Below are 23,104 nucleotides of genomic sequence, written 5' to 3'. Positions count from 1 at the left end.
ACGGGTCAGGTGCCGGGTACGGGTCAGGTGCGCGGGCGGGTACGGGTCAGGTGCCGGGCGCCGCCGTCCGGTCGGACAGGGCGCGGAGCGTCCTGAGGGCGGCGCGGGCGGTGGCGTCGTTCTGCCGGAAGGCGGGGGCGTTGGTGCCCGGCCGGGCGAAGGCTCCGGTGGCGCGGGCGTCGGTGTGCGGGCCGAGGGCGAACAGGCGGGCGTGCGAGCGGCCGGCGGGGTCGAGTACGCGGCCGTCGTCGGGGTCGACGGCGAGCAGCCCGGCGGGGGTGACCGCGGCCTCGGCGCGCAGGGCGCGCAGCAGCGGGTCGGCGGAGCGGTCGACGGTCGGCGCGGGCAGCCGGGCCTCGACGAGGGCGGTGGCCTCGGTGTACCGCCCGGGGACGGCGGTGCTGTGGGCGCGGAACAGCCCGCGCTCGTGGTCGGCGGTCACGGTCAGGCCGGCGCCGGCGAAGCGCACCACGCCGGCCCGGGAGAGGGCGAGGAGCTGACGCAGCCGGGGACCGGGCGGGCCGGAGGCCAGGTAGCTGAAGAAGCCGTGCCACCAGGGGCCCACGTCGCCGAGCTGGGCGAGCTGTCCGTAGACGGAGAGCAGACCGAGGAAGACGGCGAGGTCGGGGCTGTGCCGGCGGTCGTGGCGGCGGGCGAGGTCGGCCTCGATGTGGGCGCGCAGGCCGTCCTGGAGCGACTCCTGGTCGGGGAAGCGCCGTCCGGCCAGGGGGTGGTCGAGGGCGGCGAGGTCGAGCCGGTCGGCCGGGTCGGGCACGGCCGAGGCGACGAGGGCGAGGAGCCCGGCGCCGCCGGGGGCGCAGGCGGCGTAGCGGGCCTCGAAGGCGGGCCAGCCGAGGCGGGTGCGCTCGGGGTGCGCGGTGAACAGCCGGTGGTAGTGGGCGAATCCCAGCTCCTTCTCGATCAGGGGCCACAGGTCGCGGTCGAAGTCGAGGGGGCCGGGGCGGCGGCGCAGCCGGGCGATCTCGGCGGGGCCGAGGAAGCGCGGCAGCGGGGGCCGTTCGCCCCGCCAGGAGTAGCCGATCTTCGAGCGGTACGGGACACCGCGCCGGGATCCGACGTGGAGGACGGGTTCGCGGCCGGAGGGGTGGTAGACGGGATCGCCGGCGCGGTCCTCGCCCCAGCGGCCGCCGCGGCCCTCGGTCAGCAGCACCATGAGGTCGACGAAGGCGAGGCCGAAGCCGCGCACGAGGACCGGTGCGCCGGGGCGGAGGGCGCTCAGGTCGCTGTCGGCGGTGAAGTCAGGCGGCAGGTAGGTGAGTCCGTGCCGGGCGGCGAAGGCGGTCAGGGCGCGCTGTTCGGCGTCGGGGCGGCTGGGGAGATGGCCGAGGGCGAGGACGACGACGTCGGCGGCCAGCGGGGCGGACCGGCCCGCCAGGCGGACGTGCCGCCGCCCGTCCGGCGCGGCGGTGACGCCGAGGGCCCGGCGGCGGTGTTCGTGGACGGTGATCCCGGGCGGCAGGGCGGCCACGGCCTCCTCGTACACCGAGCGGAGGTAGGCGCTCTGGAGCCGTCTGCCGGCGAAGCTCCGCCCGGTGAGCGCGCGGGCCTCGCGGGCCGTCGCGTCGTCGAGGCCGTCCGCGGGGCGGGTGCCGTCGCGGATCTGGGCGGCCCACTCGGCGAGGGAGGGGCCGGGGCGGCGGGGGCCCTCGTGCACGACGGAGGCGTCGTCGTACATCGTGACGTCCTCGGCCGTGGAGTTCATCCACAGCAGCGGGGACTGGCGGTCGCGCCAGATCCGGCCGCCGCCGGGCGGGTAGGGGTCGACGAGGTGGAGGTCGAGGCGCCGGCCCGCGAGGAGCTCGGGGGCGTTGGCGGCGAGGCGTCCGACGATGCCGGTGCCCCGGGGGCCGGCGCCGATGACGACGAGCGAGGGGACAGGGGGTGAGGCGGGGGGAGAACCGTTTCCGCCGGGGATCACGGGGGTGCGGGAGGAGGCGGACGGTACCGCCGGGCGCGCGGGCATGCGAAGGCTCCGTGGATGCGGTGATCGAACACGGGAGTTGACGCCTTCACACCCGGACCGCGCCCCTCAGCACGGCCGGACCCCGAGGCTAAGCCGGGGCCACGGCCCGCTGTCAAGCGTCTCCGGACGGGTGTCCATATCGCGGTCCACATGCCGGACGAACGCACCGGAGCCGGTTGACGCGGAAACGGAAGGCTGTTCCACTTGGCCCATGCACTCAGGGCAACGGCTGGTCACCCGGGACCACATCGACTTCGGTCATGTCTGGTCGGCGGCGTGTCCGGGCTCCTGTCCGGCCTCGTGCCCGGTCCCCCGTCAGGGCTGACGCGTCCCGCGCGCCCTCGCACGCCTTCACCCCCGCTGTGCCCGCGCGGCCCGCAGGCCGCGCTTCCCCTCGCACGTCGTCCGCACGGAGCGGCGGCCCGGTGGCCGGTACGCCCGTTCAGCAGCCGCAGTCACACCCACAGTCGCAGCAGTCACAGTTTTCACAGCAATTGCAACAGTCACAGCAAGAATCGCAGTTACTGCAATCCCCGTCACCGCAGTCGCACTTGTGACAGCACCCCTGGCGCGGCTGCCCGCTCCACGGGTCGTGGAACGGGTCGGCGCAGCACAGCTGACAGGTGCACAGAAGACCGCTCCACACCGCGCAGCCGGCGATCAGCCCGCGCTGCTTGCCCCAGCGCGGCGGCTCCGGCGGCGCGCCGGGCGGCATGACCGGCGGCGGCCCGAAGGCGCCCACGGCCTGCCCGCCGGGGGCCTCGGGGCCGCCCGCGGCCGCCTCCGCGTGCCCCTGGTGGCCGCAGCCCGAGGTGCCGAACGCCCGGTCCACCGCCCGGTCCAGTTCGTGCGCGAGGAGCAGGTGCGCCAGCCTGCCCTGCGCCTTGCTCGCGAAGTCGACCTCGCGCAGGGCGAGGCGTACGCCGTGCACGGCGTCGTCGCACAGCCGGCGCACCTCGGCGAGGTCCGTCGCGGTGGCGGCGACGGGGTTCCACGCCCCGGTCGCCCGGTCCTCCGCCAGGTCCTCGACGGCGTCGAGGAGATGCGCGAGCCGGCCGAAGAGCCGGCCGGCCTCCTCCAGCGGCTCCTTGTTGCCGGGCCGGCCGGCGAGGACCGCCGTGTGGCCGAAGGCCGCGGCGGTCGCCGTCTCGGTCGGCTCGGTGATGTCCAGGAGCGGGGTGCCGGCGCCCGCGCGGGCCTCGATGCCCGCCTGCCGGTCGACCGCGTCGACGAGGACGGCGGTGTCGAAACCGAGGTCCGATCCGGTACGGGCCCCGGCGCGGTCCCACTTCGCGGCGACGCGCCGGGCCGCGGCGGCGACCGGGCGCCGGGCCAACAGTCCGTCACCGTCGGCCACATGGTCGCGCATCTTCGCGGACGCCAGGACGAGCGAGACGGACGCGGCGAGCCGCGCCCCCTCGCCCCGGGCGACCGGTGCGGTGCGCATGCCGCGCAGCGGGCAGGGACCGGCCGTGCGCCGCCAGGAGCCGGCGTCCTCGGCGCGCGCCGACTGGGCCTCGACGAGCACCGATATGACAAGTCCGTCGTAGTTGGTGGCGGCGCGCGCGAACTGTCCGTGGTCACCGCGCAGGGCGAGGCAGAGCCCGCACAAGTGGGCCATCCATTCCGTGCGCATCGCCTCCGAGAGGCGGTGCCGGCATGGTCTGATGATCCCGAACAATTCAAGCCCCCGTGTGTGGTGTGGATGGACCCGGGCATCCTAATCACCGGACAACCACACCGGTCCGCAGCCCGCGGACCGTTCCCCGTACCGCATATGCCCAGGTCCAGAGCGTGTGGCGAAGCTCTCGGGCTTTCTGACGCACCGCCAAGCGCTTTGCACCAGATGCGTCACGAAATCCTCGCTTGGCGGCCATCCACTTGGCACATCATCCGCATCATGGACGACGATAGAGAAGCGGTCGGACCACACCGCGTGTGAGAGGAGGCGTCCATGGGATCGGTGCGCAAGGCGAGTGCCTGGCTCGGCCTCGTCGACGACAGCGATGACGAGCGCTACTACGACGACGACTACGCCGAGGGGCCCGAGCCCGGCGACTCCTGGGTGACCAACCCGAAGGTGCGGGTGGCGGACGAGACCGCGCAGGAACAGGGCACGCGGATCGCGACCGTCACCCCGGACGGCTTCCGGGACGCCCGGGGCATCGGCGAGCTCTTCCGCGAGGGGGTGCCGGTGATCGTCAACCTCACCGGCATGGAGCCCAACGACGCCAAGCGCGTCGTGGACTTCGCGGCGGGGCTGACCTTCGGCCTGCGCGGTTCCATCGAGCGGGTCGCCAACCGGGTCTTCCTGCTCACCCCCGCCGACTACAAGGTGCTCAACGGCGAACCCACGGGGCGGACGAACGGAGGCTTCTTCAACCAGAGCTGACGCCCCTCGCGGGCGGGTGCTCAGCGGAACGCGTCGAGACCGGTGAGCGCCTTGCCCAGCACCAGCTGGTGCATCTCCACGGTGCCCTCGTAGGTGAGCACCGACTCCAGGTTCGTGGCGTGCCGCATCACGGGGTACTCCAGCGAGATCCCGTTGGCGCCGAGGACGGTCCTGGCCGTGCGGCAGATGTCGATCGCCTCGCGCACGTTGTTGAGCTTCCCGAAGCTGACCTGCTCCGGGCGGAGCGTCCCCGCGTCCATGCGCAGCCCCAGGTGGTGGGCGAGCAGGATGCCCTTGTGCAGTTCCAGCGCCATGTCGGCGAGCTTGGCCTGGGTGAGCTGGAAGCCGCCGATGGGCCGGCCGAACTGCTCACGGGAGCGGGCGTAGTCCAGCGCCGACTCGAAGCTGCTGCGCGCGGCGCCCATGGCGCCCCACACGATCCCGTAGCGCGCGTGGTTCAGACACCCGAGCGGACCCCGCAGTCCGGTGACCTCCGGGAGCACCGCGTCGGCCGGCAGCCGCACCTCGTCGAGGACCAGTTCACTCGTGACGGACGCACGCAGTGACCACTTATGGGTGATTTCGGGCGCGGAGAAGCCGGGGCTGTCCGTGGGCACGAGGAAGCCCCGTATCCCCTCGTCGGTGCGCGCCCAGACAACGGCCACGTCGGCCACCGAGCCATTGGTGATCCACATCTTGCGGCCGGTGAGCACCCAGTCGCTCCCGTCGCGCTTGGCCCGGGTGCGCATCCCGGCCGGGTCGGAGCCGTGGTCGGGCTCGGTGAGCCCGAAGCAGCCGATGAGCTCGCCGGCGGCCATGCCGGGCAGCCAGCGCTGCCGCTGCTCCTCCGAGCCGAAGCGGTGGATCGCGTACATCGCGAGGGAGCCCTGCACGGAGACGAGGGAGCGGATGCCGGAGTCGGCGGCCTCCAGCTCCAGGCAGGCGAGCCCGTACTGCACGGCGCTCGCGCCCGCGCAGCCGTAGCCGGTGAGCGGCATGCCGAGAGCGCCCATGGCGCCGAGTTCGCGCGTGAGTTCCCGGATGACGGGGAGTTCCCCGCGCTCGTACCAGCCGGCGATGTGCGGCAGGACGCGGTCGGCGGCCCAGCGGCGGATGGTGTCGCGGACGGCGAGATCCTCGGGTGTCAGCAGATCGTCGATGCCGAGGGGGTCGTGCGGATCGAACGTGGTCGCGCTGCGGGGGGACGAGGGTACGGACATGCCAGCCTCCGACACTACGGCGCCGGCCGCGGCGGCCGGCCTGATCACGGCCCGACGCTAACGCCCGTTCACGAACCCGTCCAGATGCCTCCGGGAGGCGCCGGGCCCGTCGGGGCACCCCCGGCGGTACGCGCGACCCGGCGGCGTCGGCCCCGGTCCGGGTAGGTGCGGGCGGAAGGAACCCCCGCGCTCAGCTCGACCGTTCCGCCGCCACCGGCGCGGCCTCGTCCGCCGCGCCCCCGCCGCAGTCCATCGCCTTCGGCAGCCGCGTCGCCGCCACCGCCCCCAGCAGCAACAGCCCCGCGCTGATCAGCAACGTCACATGCAGACCGTGGACGAACGCGTCCCGCGCCGCCACCCGCAGCGCCTCCCCCGCCGGCCCCCCGAGCCGGGAGGCGACCTCGTAGGCCTCGCCCAGGGAGTGGCTCGCGGCGGCCGAGTCCGCGCTCGGCACCCCCCGCGCGCCGGCGACGCCGGGCGCGTACGTGGCGTTCATGACGCTGCCCAGGAGCGCGATGCCGATGCCCGCGCCGAGCTGGTACGAGGTCTCGCCGATCGCCGCGGCCCCGCCGGCGGACTCCGCGGGGGCCTCGCTGAGCATCGACTCGTAGGCCCCGAAGAGCGTGGTCTCCAGGCCGAAGCCGAGGAGGACGAAGCCGCCCACGAGCACCGTGGGGCGGTCCTGCGTGCCCATCACCGTCAGCGAGGCGACCGCCGCCGCGGTCAGCACGAAGCCGAGGGCGACCATCGCGCGCGGGCCGAGCCGCTGGAGCAGCCGGGAGCCGACCAGGCCCGCGGCCATCGCGGCGAGGGTGAGCGGCAGCAGCCGCAGGCCGGTCTCCAGCGGTGTGAGCCCGAGCACGAGCTGGAGGTACTGCGCGGCTATCAGCTCCAGGCCGACCAGTGCCAGCATGGCCAGCACTATGCAGCCCACGGACGTCCCGAAGGCCGGCCGGGCGAACATCCGGAGGTCGACGAGCGGGTGCGCGCGCCGCCGCTGCCTGCGGACGAAGAGGACGAGGAGCGCGGCGCCGACCGCGCCGGGCACGACCGTGGCCAGGGTCAGCGGCGGCTCCCCGCCGCCCAGCCGCTTCACCGCGAGGACGACGCCGAAGAGGCCGAAGGCGGCCATCAGCGCGCCGGTCACGTCCCAGGGGCCGTCGCCGTCGCCCGTGGACTCGGGCAGCAGCCAGCGTCCGACGGGCAGGCTGACCGCCATCAGCGGGATGTTGATGAGGAAGACCGAGCCCCACCAGAAGTGTTCGAGGAGGAAGCCGCCGATCAGCGGCCCGCAGGCGGCACCCACGGCGGCGACCGCGCTCCACACGCCGACGGCCAGCGCCCGCTCCCGCCGGTCGGGGAAGACCTGCCGGAGGATCGACAGCGTCGCGGGCATGATCATCGCGCCGCCGACGCCGAGCAGCGCGCGGGCCCCGATGAGCACCTCCGGGGTGGGTGCGACCGCGGCGAGCGCGGAGGCCACGCCGAAGAGCCCGTAGCCGAGGAGCAGCACCCGGCGGCGGCCGACGCGGTCGCCGAGAGTGCCGAAGAGGATGAGGAGCGAGGCGCAGACGAGGGGGTAGACGTCGACGATCCACAGCAGCTGGATGGCGCCGGGCCGCAGGTCCTCGGTGACGGCCGGGACGGCGACGTGCAGGACCGTGGCGTCGACGGCGACGAGGAGCAGACTGACGCAGAGGACGACGAGCACGGTCCAGCGGTTGGCCCCGGCGCCACGGCCGGACAGCGGGCGCGGCTGACGCCACTGCCCGTACCGGGACCGCTGCCGGGGGACGCCCGCCGCCCGTCGGGGGCCGGCAGTGGTCGTCCCGGACATACACACCTCCGTGTCGTGCGCTCGCCGCCGACCGCGGGCCGGGGGGCTGGGGCCGGGGGCTCCTCCCGGCGATGGCCGGGGGAGGTGTCGAGGGCGAGTGAGTCGACAGAGTACGCGAGTCCCGGCCACGGATACGTGCCGCGCGTCACGTCGTCGTCCCTGGCCGGAGGCGTGGCGCGCATGCTGGACAATTGATCGGTGACTGATCTCGTTTCTCCCGCCGGTACGGGCGCCGGGGCGGGCGCCGCGCCCGGCGCCGCCGGTGCCCGCGGGGCGCTGCGCCGCGCGGTGCCCGCGCTGCTGGTGTTCGCGGGGGTGCGAGTGCTGGGGCTGATGGTGCTCGCGGTGTGGGCATGGGCGGCGGACCGGGACGCGCACCAGCTGCTGTCGGCGCGCTGGGACTCCCTCTGGTACTCCCGGATCGCCGAGCGGGGCTACGGCTACACCCTGGAGCTGTCCGGCGGGAAGGTCCACTCCGATCTGGCGTTCTTCCCGCTGCTGCCGTGGCTGGAGCGGGGGCTGTCCGCGGTCCTGCCGCTGTCGGCCGCCGACGCCGGGCTCCTGGTGAGCGCGGTGACCTCGCTGCTCGCGGCCTGGGCGATCTTCCTGACCGGCGACCGGCTGCACGGCCGGCGCGCGGGCCTCGCGCTGGTGGCGCTGTGGGCGGCGCTGCCGGTCGGCATCGTGCAGTCGATGGCGTACTCCGAGTCGCTCTTCACGGCGCTGGCCGCGTGGAGCGTCTACTGCGTGCTCACCGGCCGGTGGGTGTGGGCGGGGTCACTGGCCGCGCTGGCCGGGCTGACCCGGCCGGTGGGGGCGGCCGTCGTCGCGGCCGTGTGGATCACGGCCGCGGTGGTGTGGTGGCGCGGCGGCCGGCGGCCGGCGGGCCGGATGCTGCTGGGCGTGGCCCTCGCCCCGCTCGGCTGGCTGGCGTACTTCTCCTGGGTCGGCGCGCGGACCGGTTCGGTGACGGGCTACCTCGATGTGCAGGGCGGCTGGGGCAACGGCTTCGACGGCGGGGTGGCCTTCGCCGGCTTCGTCGGCGAGCGGCTGGCGGGCCCCGCCTGGCCGGCCGGCCTCGGTCTGCTGATCGGCGTGGTCCTGGTGGTGTGGCTGTACGCGACCGGGGTGCGCCGCGGCGAACCGCTGCCGCTGCTGGTGTACGGGGGTGTGGTGCTGCTGCTGGCCCTGACGGCCAAGGGGTACTTCGGCTCCAAGCCCCGGCTGATGATGCCGGCGTTCCCCTTGCTGCTGCCGCTCGCGACGGCCGTCGCACGGCTGCGGACGGTACGGGCGGTGCTGACGGTGTCTCTGGTGGCTCTGGTGTCGGCGGTCTACGGGGCGTTCTGGCTGCACGGCTCCGGCCCGCCGTGACCGTGCCGGCGAAGGCGCCGGCGCCCGGCGGGCGGTGCCGGCATTTCCCCTGGGGAACTCCGGGAGAAGGCCCGGAGAATCGCCGATAAACAGTGACGGGAAATGCGAAAGGAACGCGCGGAACTGTCCGTTCCCACGGTTCCCCGGAATGCGGCGGGGTTTTCCGTTCCGCCTTCGCCGCAAGGACGTTGGGCCTCTTCGAACGTGCTGTAAGTCATGTTTGAGACGCATTCCACATCACATCGTCATCACAAACCAGCCCGATCGGCCGAAGCCTCCTGTCACGCAATGTAACGTCGATTGAGTGCGTACCAAAGACGAGCTCGTCCCACCGGAGGAGCGCCCGACCGAGCCCGTGCGGCCGCGGATGACCCGGACCCGTCTCGGGATCTTCGTGGCCACCTCCGTGGTCTATCTGGCGATCGTGGTCGGCGTGCTCACCACGTCCTGGCCGGTGCGGTTCGACTGGCAGGTCATGCTCTTCCGGCCGTACAAGCAGTGGCCGGAGATCCACACCTTCCTCGACTACTTCGTGGTCCTCGGCCAGCGCGGGCCCACCGCCGTCGCCGTGGCCGCGTGGCTGGGCTGGTGCACCTACAAGCAGAAGACGCTGCGCCCGCTGCTGGTGCTGGGCACGTCGCTGCTGCTGCTCAACGCCACCGTCGGCGCCGCCAAGATCGGCATGGGCCGGCTCGGTCCGCACTACGCCACCTCGGTCGGCTCCAACGAGATGTTCGCGGGCGGCGACATATTCCCCTCCGGTCACACCGCGAACGCGGTGGTGACCTGGGGCGTCCTCGCCTATCTGGCCACCACGCCGCGCACCCGCCGGGTGGCCTCGGTGATCGCCGCGCTGCTGGCGCTGGGCGTCGGCATGACCACGGTCTACCTCGGCACCCACTGGATGAGCGATGTGACCCTCGGCTGGAGCGCCGGACTGCTGGTCCTGCTCGCCCTGCCGTGGTTCGAGGCGCCGATGGCCGTCGCCGAGGCCTGGCTGCTGGCCGGCTGGCACCGCCTCCGGGAGCGCGCCACGCCGGTGCCCGCCGCGGCCGCCCCGCTCGGCACCGTCGGGGCGCCGCGCGCCCCCGCCGACGACCAGCGGCCCGCCCGCGAACCCGTGGGCGTCGGCAGCCGCTCGACGAGCGGCCCGCGGGTGCCGGAGGGCCGGCCCCACCTGCCGCCCCGGCCGCACACGGCCCGCTCCGAGCGCACCCCGGTCACCCCGACCGGCAGCCGCCGGCCGCCGCACTCCGACCGCTCGCCGCGCACCTCGCCGCTCGGCCCCGCCACGGGCCGCGGCCGTACCGTCGGCGGCTGAGACCGGCACGGGGCTCCACGTCCGCGCGGGTGGTACGCACTCCCCCGCGCGGGCGCACGGCGGCCCCGGGACCCCTCACCGAGGGGTCCCGGGGCCGCCGCTCCGTCTCCGGCCGGTCACCCCTTCCAGCAGCGCCGCACGGTGCCTTCCTCGACCTCGAAGTTCAGCCGGCCCACTTGGTACTCCATGGTGACGACCGTGCCGGGGGCGAGGGCGCGCACGGTCGCCCAGCCGCGCTCGCGGGCCCGCCGGGAGGCCTCGGCGGCGTCGAGGCCGGTGTATCCCTCGGGGGCGTCGTCGGGCTCGGCGGGGATGTTCGGTAGAGGTGCCATGGGACTCACCGTAGGCCGCCGCCCGCGTCGGTGGAAGCGTCGACAGGCCCACGGTTCCGTCCGCTTCCGGTCCGCCACTGGTCACGCTTCTGTCACAGAAAACCCGCGCCGGTTTACCGTCGGACACCTCACCCGTACGGGCCTTCCGTAATCCCGCGCGGAAGCCGCGTAAATCATCACCGGCAAACGCTCCGGACTTTGACCGGAGGGCGTCCATAACTGCCAGCGGCATCCCGGGAATTCCTCCGTGTCCCACGGGTCACGGAAATACCCGGACGCCTTTACGCGCCGTCTTTTCCCACCCTCCGCACCGGGGAAATCCGGAATGCAATATTCCGATACCCGCCGCCGCAACCCATGGGTTTGACGGGGCGTCGCCGAGGTACCCGGCACACCGAGGACCCCATGACAGACACATCGGATACATCGGGAAAAAGCCGTAAAAACGACAGTGGCGAGCGGGAGCCGACGCCCGTGGAACTCCTGCGCGCGGCCCGCGAACAGCTCACCGAGCTGACCGGCATGTGCCCCGAGGGCGTCTCCCGCTTCGAGCGGACCGACGCCGGCTGGGTGCTGGAGGCCGAGGTCACCGAGGTCACCAGGGTGCCCGAGACCATGAGCATCGTGGCGCTCTACGAGGTGACCCTCGACCCGGACGGCCTGCTCACCGGCTACCGCCGCGTGCGCCGCTACGAGCGCGGGAGGGCCGGGCGCTGAGGCGCGGCCCCCGGCCCTCGCGGCCACCGCCACGACCTCCCCACGAGAGGAACAGGTCCAGACATGAGCGTTGTCCCGGCGCAGCAGTCCGGGGGTGCGGGCGGCACCAGCGGCCTGTACGACGTCCTGGAGCTCGTCCTCGACCGCGGCCTGGTGATCGACGCGTTCGTCCGCGTCTCCCTGGTCGGGATCGAGATCCTGAAGATCGACATACGGGTCGTGGTGGCCAGCGTGGACACGTATCTGCGCTTCGCCGAGGCCTGCAACCGACTCGACCTGGAAGCCGGCCCGAACCGCAGCCCCGGCCTGCCCGACCTCGTCGGCGAGGTCACCGAGAGCGGCGCCCGGGGCAAGGCCAAGGGCGCGCTGTCCGGTGCCGCGCAGACCGTCACCGACGCCCTGGGCCAGGCCCGTGAGAAGGGCGAGAGCCGCGTCCGGCGCGCCACCGGCTCCCGCAAGGACAAGGAGGAGAGCGAGTGACCACCTACGTCTACGGCATCGCCCGCGACGAACGGGCGGACCCGGCCGGCCCGGCGGAACCGGAGCCGCACGAGCTGCCCGAGGGGCTCACCGGGGTCGGCGACCCACCGCGTCCGGTGCGCGTCGTCGGCGGGGGCGGGCTGACCGCCGTGGTCAGCGACTGCCCCGACCGGCTGCGTCCCAAGCGCCGCGACCTGCTGGCGCACCAGCGGGTGCTGGCCGAGGTGGGCCGGTGGTCCACCGTGCTGCCCATGCGCTTCGGCAGCGTCTCCGACAGCGACGAGAAGGTGCGCGCGGTGCTCGCGGAGCACGCCGAGCGCTACCGGGAACAGCTGGACCGGCTCACCGGCCGCGTCGAGTACAACGTCAAGGCCGTGCACCGGGAAGAGGTGGTCCTGCACCTCGTCCTCGCCGGGAACGCCGAGCTGCGCGCCCTCGCGGCGGCCAACCGGGCGTCCGGCGGCGGCTCGTACGAGGAGCGGCTGCGCTTCGGCGAGCTGGTCGCGCACGGGGTGCGCGAGCGCGAGGTGCGGGACGCGGCCCTGGTGGAGGACAGCCTGCGGCCGCTGGCCGAGGAGTGCCGGCCCGGCCCGGAGAGCGCCGGCTGGTTCGTCAACCTCTCCTTCCTGCTCACCCGGCCCGCCGCCGAGCGGCTGCTCACCACGGCCGCCGGGCTGGAGAAGGCCCATCCGCAGCTGGACCTCAAGGTGCACGGCCCGCTGCCGCCGTACAGCTTCGTCACCCCATGACCTTCGTCGGCTGGGTGCTGCGCCAGGTGCTGGCCGAGGCGGAGCGCCTGTACCACGACCCGGCCGTCGTCCAAGGGGAGCTCCGGCGCCTGGAGGAGCGGCTGACGGCCGGGCTGATCGACGAGGAGGAGTTCGACAGGTGCGAGGACGCGCTCCTCGACCGTCTGGAGGAGGCACAGCGATGGACGACGTCCTGACGGGCCCGGCGGGGCGGCTGCCCTCGCCGCCACCTCCGCCCGGTGCCTCGGCCAACCTCGCCGACATCCTTGAACGGGTGCTCGACAAGGGCGTGGTCATCGCGGGCGACATCCGGATCAATCTGCTCGACATCGAACTCCTCACGATCAAGCTGCGGTTGATCGTCGTCTCCGTCGACAAGGCCAAGGAGATGGGCATCGACTGGTGGGAGCACGACCCCGCGCTCTCCCCCGGCACCCGCCGGCGGGACCTGGGCGCCGAGAACGAGCGGCTCAAGGCCCGCATCGCCGCGCTGGAGTCCCGGGAGACGCGGGAGATCCAGGCAGCACAGGAGACTCAGGAGGAGTGACGATGACCGACAGCGACACGGACGCCGGGAACGGCTCCGAGGGCGCGCTGCTGTACGCCTACGCCGTCGCCCGGGACGCCGACCTGCCCGAGGAAGAGCTGCCCGGGGTCACGGGCGCGGCACGCGAGCCCGTACGCGCCGTACGGCAGCAGGGGCTGGTGGTGCTGGTGGGCAGCGTCCCGGCGGCGGAGTTCGACCAGGCGCCGCTGCGGGAGCGGCTGGAGGACCTCGGCTGGCTGGAGCGGGTCGCACGCGGCCATCAGCGGGTGGTCGACGCGGCCGCGGCACGCGCCTGCGTGCTGCCGCTGCGGCTCGCGACCGTCTACCGCGACGAGCGCGGGCTGCGCCGGATGCTGGCGGCGGGCCGGCCCGAGCTCGACGCGGCCCTCGACCGGCTGGAGGGCCGCGCCGAGTGGGCCGTCAAGGTCTGGACGGACCCCGGACCGGCGGCGGAGAGCGGCCCTCGCCCGAAGGGCCCCGAGGGCTCGGGCCGTGACTACCTCGCCCGGCGCGGCGCCGAGCACCGGGCCCGCGAGGAGGGCCGGCTGCGCGCGGAGGAGGCGGTCGCGCGCGTCCACGGCGCGCTGCTCACCCTGGCCGAGGAGGCCAGACTGCACCCGCCGCGGGACGCCCGGCTGTCCGGGCGGCCCGGCCACAACCTCCTCAACGCCGCCTATCTGGTGCGGCGCGAGCGCACCCGGGCGTTCCGGTCCGCGGCCGGGGCGTTCGCGGACCTCCGGGACGGGCTGCGGGTGGAGCTCTCCGGCCCTGGGCGCCGTACTCCTTCGTGGCACCCCGGGAGGCGCCGTGACATCCGTGCCCGGCCCGGGCCCACCCGCCGGGCGGGGCGAGATGTCCCTGCTGGACGTCCTCGACCGGCTGCTGGCGGGCGGTGTGGTGATCGCCGGTGACCTCACGCTGCGGATCGCCGACGTCGACCTCGTACGGATCGACCTGCACGCCCTGCTCGGCTCGGTCGGCGCCGCCGTGCCCGCCCCGTGGGAGCCGTGCGAGCCGTCCCCGCTCCGGGGACAGGACGGAGGAGCGCCGTGACGCGCCGGATGGAGCTGGACCGGGACACCGTCGAGCGGGACCTGATGCGGCTGGTGCTCACCGTGGTGGAGCTGCTGCGGCAGCTGATGGAGCGGCAGGCGCTGCGCCGCGTGGACCAGGGCGATCTGACCGAGGACCAGGAGGAGCGGATCGGGCTGACGCTGATGCTGCTGGCCGACCGGATGGCGGAGCTGCGCGAGCGCTACGGCCTGGAACCGGAGGACCTCAACGTGGACCTCGGGCCGCTGGGACCCCTGCTGCCCCGGGAGTGACGGGCCGTCGGCCGGTCACCGCCGGGCGAGGGCGCTCGGGGTGCGGTCCGGCCGGAACGCGCCCGGGACACACCGGAGGCGCCCTCGCGCGCCGCCCTCGCGACGAGCATCATGGCGTGAGCCCGAAAGCCCGTCGAAGATGACATCGAGGGAGCGCAGATGGGGACGGACACCGCGCAGGCGGCCACTCCGGCGCGGGAGCGGCAGCCCGGCCGGATCGTGGTGGACTGGCTGACGACCACCGACCACAAGAAGATCGGCCATCTCTATCTGATCACCTCGTTCGCGTTCTTCCTGCTGGCGGGCCTGCTGGCGATGCTGATGCGCGCCGAACTGGCCCGGCCGGGCCTTCAGCTGGTGACCAACGAGCGGTTCAACGAGGCGTTCACGGCGCACGGCACGATCATGCTGCTGCTCTTCGCGACCCCGGCCTTCGCGGGCTTCGCCAACGCGGTGATGCCCTTGCAGATCGGCTCGCCGGACGTGGCGTTCCCCCGGCTGAACATGTTCTCGTACTGGCTGTACCTCTTCGGCGGCCTGATCGTGGTGAGCGGTCTGCTGCTGCCGCAGGGCGGTGCCACCTTCGGCTGGACCGCCTACGCCCCGCTGAACAGCATGGTCCGCTCGCCGGGGATCGGCACCGATCTGTGGATCATGGGGCTGGCGCTGTCCGGGTTCGGCACGATCCTGGGCGCGGTGAACTTCCTGACCACGATCATCGGGATGCGCGCGCCGGGCATGACGATGTTCCGGATGCCGGTCTTCACCTGGAACGTGCTGTTCACCTCGATCCTCGTCCTGATGGCGTTCCCGGTGCTGGCGGCGGCGCTGCTCTGCCTGGAGGCGGACCGGCGGTTCGGCTCGCGGATCTTCGCCGCGGAGAACGGCGGCACGCTGCTGTGGCAGCACCTGTTCTGGTTCTTCGGCCATCCGGAGGTCTACATCATCGCGCTGCCGTTCTTCGGCATCATCACGGAGATCATCCCGGTGTTCTCCCGGAAGCCGATCTTCGGCTATGTGATGCTGATCGGCGCGACGATGGCGATCACGGCCCTGTCGGTGGTGGTCTGGGCCCACCACATGTTCGCCACGGGCGCGGTGCTGCTGCCGTTCTTCTCCTTCATGTCCTTCCTCATCGCGGTGCCGACCGGGGTGAAGTTCTTCAACTGGATCGGCACCATGTGGCACGGCTCGCTGTCGTTCGAGGCGCCGATGCTGTGGGCGGTGGGCTTCCTGGTGAGCTTCCTGTTCGGCGGGCTGACCGGGGTGATCCTGGCCTCGCCACCGCTGGACTTCCAGGTCACGGACAGCTATTTCGTGGTGGCCCACTTCCACTACGTGGTGTTCGGCACGGTGGTGTTCGCGATGTTCGCGGGCTTCTACTTCTGGTGGCCGAAGCTCACCGGGAAGATGCTGGAGGAGCGCCTGGCGAAGGTCCACTTCTGGACCCTGTTCGTCGGCTTCCACACCACCTTCCTCGTCCAGCACTGGCTGGGCGTGGCGGGCATGCCCCGGCGGTACGCGGACTATCTGGCGGCCGACGGCTTCACGGCCCTGAACACGGTGTCCACGATCGGCGCGTTCCTGCTGGGCCTGTCGACGCTGCCGTTCCTCTACAACGTCTGGAAGACGGCGAAGTACGGGAAGCGGATCGAGGTGGACGACCCCTGGGGCTTCGGCCGCTCGCTGGAGTGGGCGACGTCCTGCCCGCCGCCCCGGCACAACTTCCTGACGCTCCCTCGCATCCGCTCCGAGTCGCCCGCCTTCGACCTGCACCACCCGGAGATCGCCAAAGAGGCGGAGCCCCCGGTCACGGAGCGGCCCGAACCGGCCGCCCCCTGACCGGGGCGGGACGCGCCGCGGTCAGCGGGCGGCCGGCGGGCGCTCGTCGACGCGGACCGCGAGGTCGTTGTCGGCCGTGTAGTACGGCCCGGCCTGCGCGGGGGCGTACGCGGCGTCGACGTCCTTCGCCGGGTAGGTGAAGATCTGCTTCTTGTCGGCGATGTCGTCGAGGATCCGGGCGATGCGGGCCGAGGCGGAGCCGTCGGCGGTGCGCAGCCACAGGTCCCAGACGTCCAGGCCGCCGTGCCACTCCTCGGCCAGCTCCGCGTAGCGGAGGGTGAAGGTGAAGTCCTGGCCGTCGGTGCCGTCGGCCGCCTCGGCCTCGGCGGCGGTGACCGGGGCGGTGCGGACGACCGAGGGGTCACGGCGCAGCCGGGCCTCGACCACGGCGCCGGAGAGCCAGGCGGCGGGGTCCTGGACGCGGTAGAGGCGGCCGTGCCCGGTGAGACCGGTGGGGCTGAGGAGGAGGTCACCGGCCTCGGCGTGCGGGCCGCGGAGCCAGCTGCGCAGCGAGAGGTTGCCGTGCTTGGTCGCGTAGGGGATCCGCACGGCCAGCGGGGAGGTGCTGGGCCCGGGTCTGCGGTCGACCAGCGAGCGGAGGTCGGCGAGGCCCGGCACCAGGCGCCGGGGCTCGGCGTCGGCGGAGGCGGCGTAGACGTCCCAGCGGCCCTCGGGGAGGGCGACGGTGCTGGGCAGCACGGCGCGCAGCCGGCCGTCCCCGTCGGGCGCGAGCGGCAGGCGCACCTCCTCGGCCTCCTCCTCGCTCCCCCGGCGGCGCAGGACGAGCGCCGCGGACCAGTCACCCGAGGTGTCGGGGAGGCCGGGTGCGTCGAGGTCGAAGGTGAGCCCGCCCGCGGAATCCGCGATGCAGTCGGCGCTGGGATCCCCCGCGCCGAAGAGGGGAGGGGCAGACACGGTGGTGGGCTCCTCGGGATGCGAAGGGTCTGACGGGGGTGACGGGGTGTGCTCGGGGGGATCGCCGGCGGGGCGGGCCGCGGAAGGGGTCATGCGGCGCGCGCCTTCCGCAGGGCGGACCGGCTGCGGTCCGTGGTCCGCAGGGCGCTGCTGAGCAGGGCGCCCCGGGTGCGGTGCAGCGAGCCGCGCAGGCCGCCGCGGGAGGTGAGGTCGGTGAAGAGCGACTCGTAGCGCCCGGCGACCTGGGCCGGGTCGAAGCGCGCGGAGCTCTCCAGGGCCGCCTTGCCCATGCGCCGCCGCAGCTCGTCGTCGTTGATCAGCTTGAGCAGGCCGGCCGCGATCGCGTCGACCTTGCCGGTGGGCACCAGCAGCCCGTCGACACCGTTGTCGATGATCTCGCCGGGGCCGTGCGGGCAGTCGGTGGAGACCACGGGGAGGCCGCAGCGCATCGCCTCGACGATGGTCATGCCGAAGGACTCCAGGCTGGAGGTGACGGCGCCGATGGAGCCCTTGACCCACTCGGGGTCCAGGGGGTTGGCGGGGCCCATGAGGAAGACGTGGTTGTACAGCCCGCGCTTGTCGATCTGGGCGCGCAGCTTGGCGCGCTCGGCACCGGCGCCGTAGATCCGCAGCCGCCAGTCGGGGCGCTCGGCGACGACCTTCTCGAAGGCGCGGATCAGCAGGTCGTAACGCTTGGCGGGGGCGAGCCGGCCGGCGGCGATCACCCACTTGCCCGTGGAGTCCGCGGGCTCCAGGGCGGGCGCCGGGATGCTGTTGGGCACGGCCTCCACGCGCACGCCGGGCAGCCGCATCAGCTTGCGGTAGGTCGCGGCGTCCGCCTCGGTGACGGTCGTGACGGCGTCCAGGCGGGGGTAGTGCGTGCGCAGGGTCAGCTTCAGCTGCGGGGAGTGCGTGGCCAGCGTGAGGTGCTCCTGGCCGACGCGGGCGACGCCCCGGCGGGCCTGCTGGGCGATGTGCACGTTGAGGCCGGGCCGGGTGCCGACCACGACGTCGCTCTCCAGGCTCCGCAGGTGCTCGGCGATCCGCCGGTCGGTCAGCGCGCTGTACTGCTTGAAGCGCCCCTCGGCGCGCGGGAAGACCGTGGCCGGGCGCTCGTACTCCGGGTCGTCGCCCTCGTAGCCGGGGGTGCCCTTGCGCAGGTCCACGAGGTGGCGCAGGCGCACCTTCGGGCTGGGCGAGAAGACCGGCTCCTCACGGTGCCGGAAGACGGAGACGATCTCCACGTCGTGCTGCTCCGCCAGGGTCCCGGCGAGGTTGTACGTGGTGCGGATCGTCCCGCCGATGCCGTACGCGTTGTGAATCAGGAATGAGATGTGCATTCGTCCCCAGCCGTCCGCCGCGGACATTCCATGCAGCCCGCCTACCGAGAGATTAGACCGTTACGGGGCCCCGGAGGTTGGCCGTGATCACCAACTCGTTGCCCGATGGATGGGGAATCGGTAGCGGATCGGGGAACTTTCCGCCCCCACCGGCGGTTCCCGGCCGCTCCCGCCGCCGGTGCGTGACCCCGGCCGTGGATCACCCGTTGTCTTCCATACGAGCCGGGAGACGCCCGGCGCCACAACGCACCGAGTTCTAGGAGCCACCGTGCCGCGCATGCTCGACGTCAGCGACGACGTCCGCGCCGAGATCGGCGACGAAGAGGCCGAGCGACTGCTCGGCGGCGAGAACGCCCCGGGCAGTTACGACTGCACCTCCTGCCGCACCCCCGGGAACACCGAGCGGGAGCGCACCAGCACCGTGCTCTTCGTCGGCGAGGAGACGGCCGTGCTGGCCTTCGCCCACGCCGCCTGCATCCCCTCCCAGGTCGTCCCGGTCTCGGAGGAGCAGCTCCAGGGTGCCGTCCGGTCCATCACCGGCGAGGCCGGCGCGCCCGCGGCGGCGCCCGCGCCGGCCGCCCCGCAGGCCCCTCCCGCCGCGGACGGCCCCGTCCAGGCGGAGCTGGGCGTGACCAGCGGGCTGGTCCTGATCAAGGACGAGCTGATCCCGGCGCTCGTCGTCGAGCCGCTCGGCCCGATCGCCCGCCCCGGCACCACCGGCCCCGTCGACGTCTTCCTGCCGCTCCTGATCGAGCAGGGCTTCGCGCCGGTGGCCTCCGTCGAGGAGGTGCCGGAGCCCAACCCGGGCTGGTCGGTGCTGGTGGCCATGGGGAAGCTGCACGCGATCCTCCAGCCGGCCGTGCCCGGCGCCAAGGCGAGCGCGTGGTGGCAGGCGCACCAGGCGATGCAGGTCGCCGACGACTGGCGGGCCGCCGTGAACAAGACGAAGCGGGTGCTGGTGCTCGCGGCACCGGTCGGCACGATCGGGCAGCAGCCGCGCGAGGACCTGCTGCGGGAGGCCCTGGACCGCGCCGCGTCCCGGGGTCAGCTGGTCGCCGCCACCATGCCGCTCGCGGGCACGTGACCGGCGCCGGGCAGCCGCTCCCCCACGCGCCGGCGGGTCATTCGCGCCCGTGGCCGCATCCGACGGGCCACGGGCTCGTTGGCTCATATGTGCACTCATACGAGCCTGCCTCCCGGATCCCGTACCCGAATCACATCCCCGGTATGCGACCGTCCCGCGATGCCGCCCCCCAGAGCCACCCCGCCTCGGTCACCCCGATCTACGATGCGCTCTACTCCGAGTACCGCCGCTCGTTCCGGGCCCTCCCCTTCGACCGCTCGGGCGAGGAGGATCTGAGGTTCGTGGGCTTCGGCCCCCAGCTCGTCGGCGGCTGGTCCCCGTACGGCGGGCAGGGCTACGCCGGGCAGCTCGGCGCCCAGCAGGGTTACCCGGGCCCGCCGGGACACCCGGGTGGCTGGGACATGTACTACGGGCGGCAGCGCGGCGGGCACCTGCCCGCAGCGCTGCCGCCCGCACCGCGCGACGGCCGTATGCGCGGCTTCTGACCGCTCTTCACCCCGGCCCCGACCAGCTCGGGCCGGACGAACCCGGGCCCGGCCGTCGGGGCCCGGGCCCCGTTGTCTTCCGGCCGCTTACTTCTTGCGCCCGCGCTTCTCGCGCACCCGCACCGAGATGTGGATGGGCGTGCCCTCGAAGCCGAACTCCTCGCGCAGCCGGCGCTCGACGAAGCGCCGGTAGCCCGCCTCCAGGAAGCCCGAGGCGAACAGCACGAACCGCGGCGGCTTGGTGCCCGCCTGGGTGCCGAAGAGGATGCGCGGCTGCTTGCCACCGCGGATCGGGTGCGGGTGGGAGGCGACGATCTCACCGAGGAAGGCGTTCAGCCGGCCGGTGGGCACCCGGGTCTCCCAGCCCGCCAGGGCCGTCTCGATCGCCGGGACCAGCTTCTCCATGTGGCGGCCGGTGCGCGCCGAGACGTTGACCCGGGGCGCCCACGCGATCTGACCGAGCTCGGTCTCGATCTCGCGCTCCAGGTAGTAGCGGCGCTCCTCGTCGAGCGTGTCCCACTTGTTCATCGCCAGCACGATGGCGCGGCCCGCGTCCACGGCCATGGTGATGATGCGCTGGTCCTGCACGCTGATCGACTCGCTGGAGTCGATCAGGATGACCGCGACCTCGGCCTTCTCGACGGCGGCGGCGGTGCGCAGCGAGGCGTAGTAGTCCGCGCCCTCCTGGAGGTGCACCCGGCGGCGGATGCCCGCGGTGTCGATGAACTTCCAGGTCACGCCGCCGAGCTCGATCAGCTCGTCGACCGGGTCACGGGTGGTGCCGGCCAGCTCGTTGACGACGACGCGCTCCTCGTTGGCCACCTTGTTGAGCAGCGAGGACTTGCCGACGTTCGGGCGGCCGATCAGGGCGATCCGGCGGGGGCCGCCGACGCCGGCGGTGCCGAAGGTCTGGGCGGGGGCGTCGGGCAGCGCCTCCAGCACCGCGTCGAGCATGTCGCCGGTGCCACGGCCGTGCAGGGCCGAGATCGGGTGCGGCTCGCCCAGGCCCAGCGACCACAGGGCGGCGGCGTCGGCCTCGCCGGACTGGCCGTCGACCTTGTTGGCGCAGAGCACGACGGGCTTGCCGGCCCGGCGCAGCAGCTTGACGACGGCCTCGTCGGTGTCGGTGGCGCCGACGGTGGCGTCCACGACGAAGACGACCGCGTCGGAGGCCTCGATGGCGTACTCGGCCTGGGCCGCGACGGAGGCGTCGAGGCCGAGGACGTCCTGCTCCCAGCCGCCGGTGTCGACGACCTTGAAGCGGCGGCCGGCCCACTCGGCCTCGTAGGTGACGCGGTCACGGGTGACGCCCGGCTTGTCCTGGACGACCGCCTCGCGGCGGCCGATGATGCGGTTCACCAGGGTCGACTTGCCGACGTTGGGACGGCCGACGACGGCGAGGCGGGGCAGCGGGCCGTGCCCGGCCTCGTCGAGCGCGCCGGCGATCTCCTCGGCGTCGAAGCCCTCCTGCGCCGCGAGCTCCATGAACTCCGCGTACTCGGCGTCGCCAAGCTCACCGTGCTCGTCGCCGGAGTGGATCTGGTCGTTCATGAAGTCCGTTCCTCGTTCTTCGTCATCGGCGGGCCACTCTTACGCGACCCACTACTCAAAGTCTCTGTCAGCGGCCGGTAAGCCGCTTGGCGTCCGCCAGGTGCGCGGCGAGCCGGCCCTGGATCCGCACGGTCGCCTCGTCCAGCGCCGTGCGCGTCCGCCGCCCGCTGCCGTCGCCGGCCGCGAACGCGTCGCCGAAGACCACGTCGACCCTGCTGCGCAGCGGGGGCAGGGCGGATATCGCCCGGCCCCGCCGCTCGGCGCTGCCGAGCACGGCCACCGGCACGATCGGCGCGCCCGACCGTACGGCGAAATAGGCGAGCCCCGCGCGCAGCGAGGCGAAGTCGCCCTCGCCCCGGGTGCCCTCGGGGAAGATCCCCAGGACGCCGCCGTCGGCCAGGACGTCCAGCGCGCCGGTGATCGCGGTGCGGTCGGCGCCCGTGCGGTCCACCTTCAGCTGGCCGATCCCGCGCAGGAACGGGTCCAGCGGACCGACGAACGCCTCTTTCTTGATCAGGAAGTGCACCGGCCGGGGCGCGGTGCCCATCAGCATCGGGCCGTCCAGGTTGTGGGAGTGGTTGACCGCGAGGATCACCGGCCCCGCGGCGGGCACCCGCCAGGAGCCCAGCACGCGCGGCTTCCACAGCCCGTACATCAGGCCGATGCCGATCCGCCGCCCCACGGCGGCGCCGGACGCGGACGCGCTCACGCCGACCGCTTCTCCTCGATCAGGGTCACCACGCACTCGATGACCTGCTCCAAGGTCAGCTCGGTGGTGTCGACCTCGACCGCGTCCCCCGCCTTGGCCAGCGGGGAGGTCTTCCGGCCGGAGTCGGCGGCGTCCCGGCGGACCAGGGCGGCCTGGGTGGCGGCCAGGTCGGTGGCCTCCTTGCCCTTCAGCTCGCCGCTGCGGCGGGCCGCGCGGGCCTCGGCCGAGGCCGTCAGGAAGATCTTGAGGTCGGCGTCCGGCAGGACGGTGGTGCCGATGTCACGGCCCTCGACCACGATGCCGTCCGGGGCCTCGGCGGCGATGGCGCGCTGGAGCTCGGTCAGCCGGGCCCGCACCTCCGGCACGGCACTGACGGCGCTGACCGCGGAGGTGACCTCCTGGGTGCGGATGGGCGCGGCGGCGTCGGCACCGTCGACCGTGATGGTCGGCGCGGCCGGGTCCGTGCCCGAGACGATCTCCGGCTTGCCCGCGGCGTCGGCCACGGCCTCGGCGTCGTTCACGTCGATGCCGTTGCTCAGCATCCACCAGGTGATGGCCCGGTACTGGGCCCCGGTGTCCAGGTAGCGCAGGCCGAGCTTGGCGGCGACGGCCTTGGAGGTGCTCGACTTGCCGGTGCCGGAAGGTCCGTCGATGCCGACGATGACCGCTGCCGGAGCGGTCCGGGCGGCGGTTGTGGCATTGGCGGCGTTGGCGGCGTTGCCCACGGTGTCTGACACCTTCCTAGTGCACGTGGCGGGGGAGATTCCGGCGATCCGGGCTCGGTGGGGCCCGCTGGGGCCTTCGGACAAGGTTACTGGCTCGCCACCCGTCCTCTCGCCGGGGACGGGAACGGGCGCCGCCGTGGGGCCCGCGGACCCGCGCGGCGGCGCCCGCCGGGGC

24 protein-coding genes are annotated in these 23,104 nt (G+C 73.6%); 14 read left to right on the top strand and 10 right to left on the bottom strand.

The annotated features are described in order from the left end of the window. Positions 1–46: 46 nt before the first annotated feature. On the bottom strand, positions 47–1,984 hold the full coding sequence (locus SMD11_RS25975) for an FAD/NAD(P)-binding protein (RefSeq protein WP_087928750.1): 1,938 nt from the start codon (positions 1,982–1,984) through the stop codon (positions 47–49). A gap of 442 nt (positions 1,985–2,426) precedes the next feature. Next, the gene (locus tag SMD11_RS25970) at positions 2,427–3,665 is read right to left on the bottom strand and encodes a DUF5685 family protein (RefSeq protein ID WP_087928749.1); all 1,239 of its coding nucleotides are present in this window, start codon (positions 3,663–3,665) and stop codon (positions 2,427–2,429) included. A gap of 273 nt (positions 3,666–3,938) precedes the next feature. On the opposite strand from SMD11_RS25970, the gene SMD11_RS25965 reads away from it, so the two are divergent. After that, positions 3,939–4,376: a cell division protein SepF gene (locus SMD11_RS25965; protein ID WP_087928748.1), complete on the top strand. Its 438-nt coding sequence runs from the start codon at positions 3,939–3,941 to the stop codon at positions 4,374–4,376. A gap of 20 nt (positions 4,377–4,396) precedes the next feature. Here SMD11_RS25965 and SMD11_RS25960 read toward each other — a convergent pair whose 3' ends face one another. Together SMD11_RS25960 and SMD11_RS25955 are read right to left on the bottom strand one after the other, a co-directional pair. Continuing rightward, positions 4,397–5,596 carry an acyl-CoA dehydrogenase family protein gene (locus SMD11_RS25960; protein WP_087928746.1) on the bottom strand — a complete coding sequence of 400 codons (1,200 nt, stop codon included), beginning with the start codon at positions 5,594–5,596 and terminating at the stop codon, positions 4,397–4,399. 190 nt (positions 5,597–5,786) lie between these two features. Further along, a complete protein-coding gene (locus SMD11_RS25955) occupies positions 5,787–7,433 on the bottom strand; it encodes an MFS transporter (protein ID WP_087928745.1) in 1,647 nt (548 codons plus the stop codon). A gap of 198 nt (positions 7,434–7,631) precedes the next feature. Here SMD11_RS25955 and SMD11_RS25950 point away from each other — a divergent pair, with 198 nt between their 5' ends. Together SMD11_RS25950 and SMD11_RS25945 are read left to right on the top strand one after the other, a co-directional pair. Then, a complete protein-coding gene (locus SMD11_RS25950; RefSeq protein ID WP_087928743.1) occupies positions 7,632–8,807 on the top strand; it encodes a glycosyltransferase family 39 protein in 1,176 nt (391 codons plus the stop codon). A 304-nt stretch (positions 8,808–9,111) separates the two neighbouring features. Continuing rightward, complete coding sequence (locus SMD11_RS25945; protein ID WP_087928741.1) at positions 9,112–10,128, top strand: phosphatase PAP2 family protein; 1,017 nt, start codon at positions 9,112–9,114, stop codon at positions 10,126–10,128. A 116-nt stretch (positions 10,129–10,244) separates the two neighbouring features. On the opposite strand, the gene SMD11_RS25940 is transcribed toward SMD11_RS25945, so the two are convergent. Next, positions 10,245–10,460 (bottom strand): I78 family peptidase inhibitor, encoded by a 216-nt coding sequence (locus tag SMD11_RS25940; RefSeq protein WP_087928740.1) that lies wholly within the window; start codon positions 10,458–10,460, stop codon positions 10,245–10,247. A 405-nt stretch (positions 10,461–10,865) separates the two neighbouring features. Here SMD11_RS25940 and gvpO point away from each other — a divergent pair, with 405 nt between their 5' ends. From gvpO to ctaD, 9 genes are all read left to right on the top strand, one after another. Continuing rightward, complete coding sequence (gene gvpO / locus SMD11_RS25935; protein ID WP_087928739.1) at positions 10,866–11,177, top strand: gas vesicle protein GvpO; 312 nt, start codon at positions 10,866–10,868, stop codon at positions 11,175–11,177. Between the two features lie 63 nt (positions 11,178–11,240). Continuing rightward, positions 11,241–11,657: a gas vesicle structural protein GvpA gene (locus SMD11_RS25930; RefSeq protein ID WP_087928738.1), complete on the top strand. Its 417-nt coding sequence runs from the start codon at positions 11,241–11,243 to the stop codon at positions 11,655–11,657. Beyond that, positions 11,654–12,406 (top strand): GvpL/GvpF family gas vesicle protein, encoded by a 753-nt coding sequence (locus SMD11_RS25925; RefSeq protein ID WP_087928737.1) that lies wholly within the window; start codon positions 11,654–11,656, stop codon positions 12,404–12,406. Before SMD11_RS25930 ends, SMD11_RS25925 begins: the two co-directional genes overlap by 4 nt. After that, a complete protein-coding gene (locus SMD11_RS25920) occupies positions 12,403–12,603 on the top strand; it encodes a gas vesicle protein GvpG (protein WP_087928736.1) in 201 nt (66 codons plus the stop codon). The genes SMD11_RS25925 and SMD11_RS25920 overlap by 4 nt, the downstream gene beginning before the upstream one ends. Next, a complete protein-coding gene (locus SMD11_RS25915; protein ID WP_087928735.1) occupies positions 12,588–12,953 on the top strand; it encodes a gas vesicle protein in 366 nt (121 codons plus the stop codon). Before SMD11_RS25920 ends, SMD11_RS25915 begins: the two co-directional genes overlap by 16 nt. A gap of 2 nt (positions 12,954–12,955) precedes the next feature. Beyond that, positions 12,956–13,864 carry a GvpL/GvpF family gas vesicle protein gene (locus SMD11_RS25910; protein ID WP_234366166.1) on the top strand — a complete coding sequence of 303 codons (909 nt, stop codon included), beginning with the start codon at positions 12,956–12,958 and terminating at the stop codon, positions 13,862–13,864. After that, positions 13,806–14,006 (top strand): gas vesicle protein, encoded by a 201-nt coding sequence (locus SMD11_RS25905; protein WP_087930739.1) that lies wholly within the window; start codon positions 13,806–13,808, stop codon positions 14,004–14,006. Before SMD11_RS25910 ends, SMD11_RS25905 begins: the two co-directional genes overlap by 59 nt. An 8-nt stretch (positions 14,007–14,014) precedes the next feature. Beyond that, entirely contained in the window at positions 14,015–14,278 is a 264-nt protein-coding gene (locus SMD11_RS25900; protein WP_087930738.1) for a gas vesicle protein K, read from the top strand. 159 nt (positions 14,279–14,437) lie between these two features. Continuing rightward, positions 14,438–16,120, top strand: a complete 1,683-nt coding sequence (ctaD, locus tag SMD11_RS25895; RefSeq protein WP_087928734.1) for a cytochrome c oxidase subunit I — start codon at positions 14,438–14,440, stop codon at positions 16,118–16,120. A 21-nt stretch (positions 16,121–16,141) separates the two neighbouring features. On the opposite strand, the gene SMD11_RS25890 is transcribed toward ctaD, so the two are convergent. Both SMD11_RS25890 and SMD11_RS25885 read right to left on the bottom strand, forming a co-directional pair. After that, the gene (locus tag SMD11_RS25890; RefSeq protein ID WP_087928733.1) at positions 16,142–17,035 is read right to left on the bottom strand and encodes a hypothetical protein; all 894 of its coding nucleotides are present in this window, start codon (positions 17,033–17,035) and stop codon (positions 16,142–16,144) included. 89 nt (positions 17,036–17,124) lie between these two features. Next, the gene (locus SMD11_RS25885; RefSeq protein ID WP_087928732.1) at positions 17,125–18,375 is read right to left on the bottom strand and encodes a glycosyltransferase family 4 protein; all 1,251 of its coding nucleotides are present in this window, start codon (positions 18,373–18,375) and stop codon (positions 17,125–17,127) included. Between the two features lie 268 nt (positions 18,376–18,643). Between SMD11_RS25885 and SMD11_RS25880 the strand changes: the two genes are divergently transcribed. Next, entirely contained in the window at positions 18,644–19,459 is an 816-nt protein-coding gene (locus SMD11_RS25880; RefSeq protein WP_087928731.1) for a hypothetical protein, read from the top strand. A 143-nt stretch (positions 19,460–19,602) separates the two neighbouring features. Continuing rightward, positions 19,603–19,944, top strand: a complete 342-nt coding sequence (locus SMD11_RS25875; protein ID WP_324614775.1) for a hypothetical protein — start codon at positions 19,603–19,605, stop codon at positions 19,942–19,944. Positions 19,945–20,031: 87 nt separating this feature from the next. Here SMD11_RS25875 and der read toward each other — a convergent pair whose 3' ends face one another. The 3 genes from der to cmk form a co-directional block, all read right to left on the bottom strand. Beyond that, complete coding sequence (gene der / locus SMD11_RS25870; protein ID WP_087928728.1) at positions 20,032–21,495, bottom strand: ribosome biogenesis GTPase Der; 1,464 nt, start codon at positions 21,493–21,495, stop codon at positions 20,032–20,034. Between the two features lie 67 nt (positions 21,496–21,562). Further along, entirely contained in the window at positions 21,563–22,150 is a 588-nt protein-coding gene (locus SMD11_RS25865; protein ID WP_234366467.1) for a lysophospholipid acyltransferase family protein, read from the bottom strand. A 50-nt stretch (positions 22,151–22,200) separates the two neighbouring features. Next, positions 22,201–22,941 (bottom strand): (d)CMP kinase, encoded by a 741-nt coding sequence (gene cmk, locus SMD11_RS25860; RefSeq protein ID WP_234366164.1) that lies wholly within the window; start codon positions 22,939–22,941, stop codon positions 22,201–22,203. Positions 22,942–23,104 lie beyond the last annotated feature (163 nt).

Origin of the sequence: Streptomyces albireticuli (assembly GCF_002192455.1) — a bacterium.
Lineage (GTDB): Bacteria > Actinomycetota > Actinomycetes > Streptomycetales > Streptomycetaceae > Streptomyces > Streptomyces albireticuli_B.
Note: the sequence above shows the minus strand (reverse complement) of the source record. Positions and strands in the feature narration are given on the sequence as shown.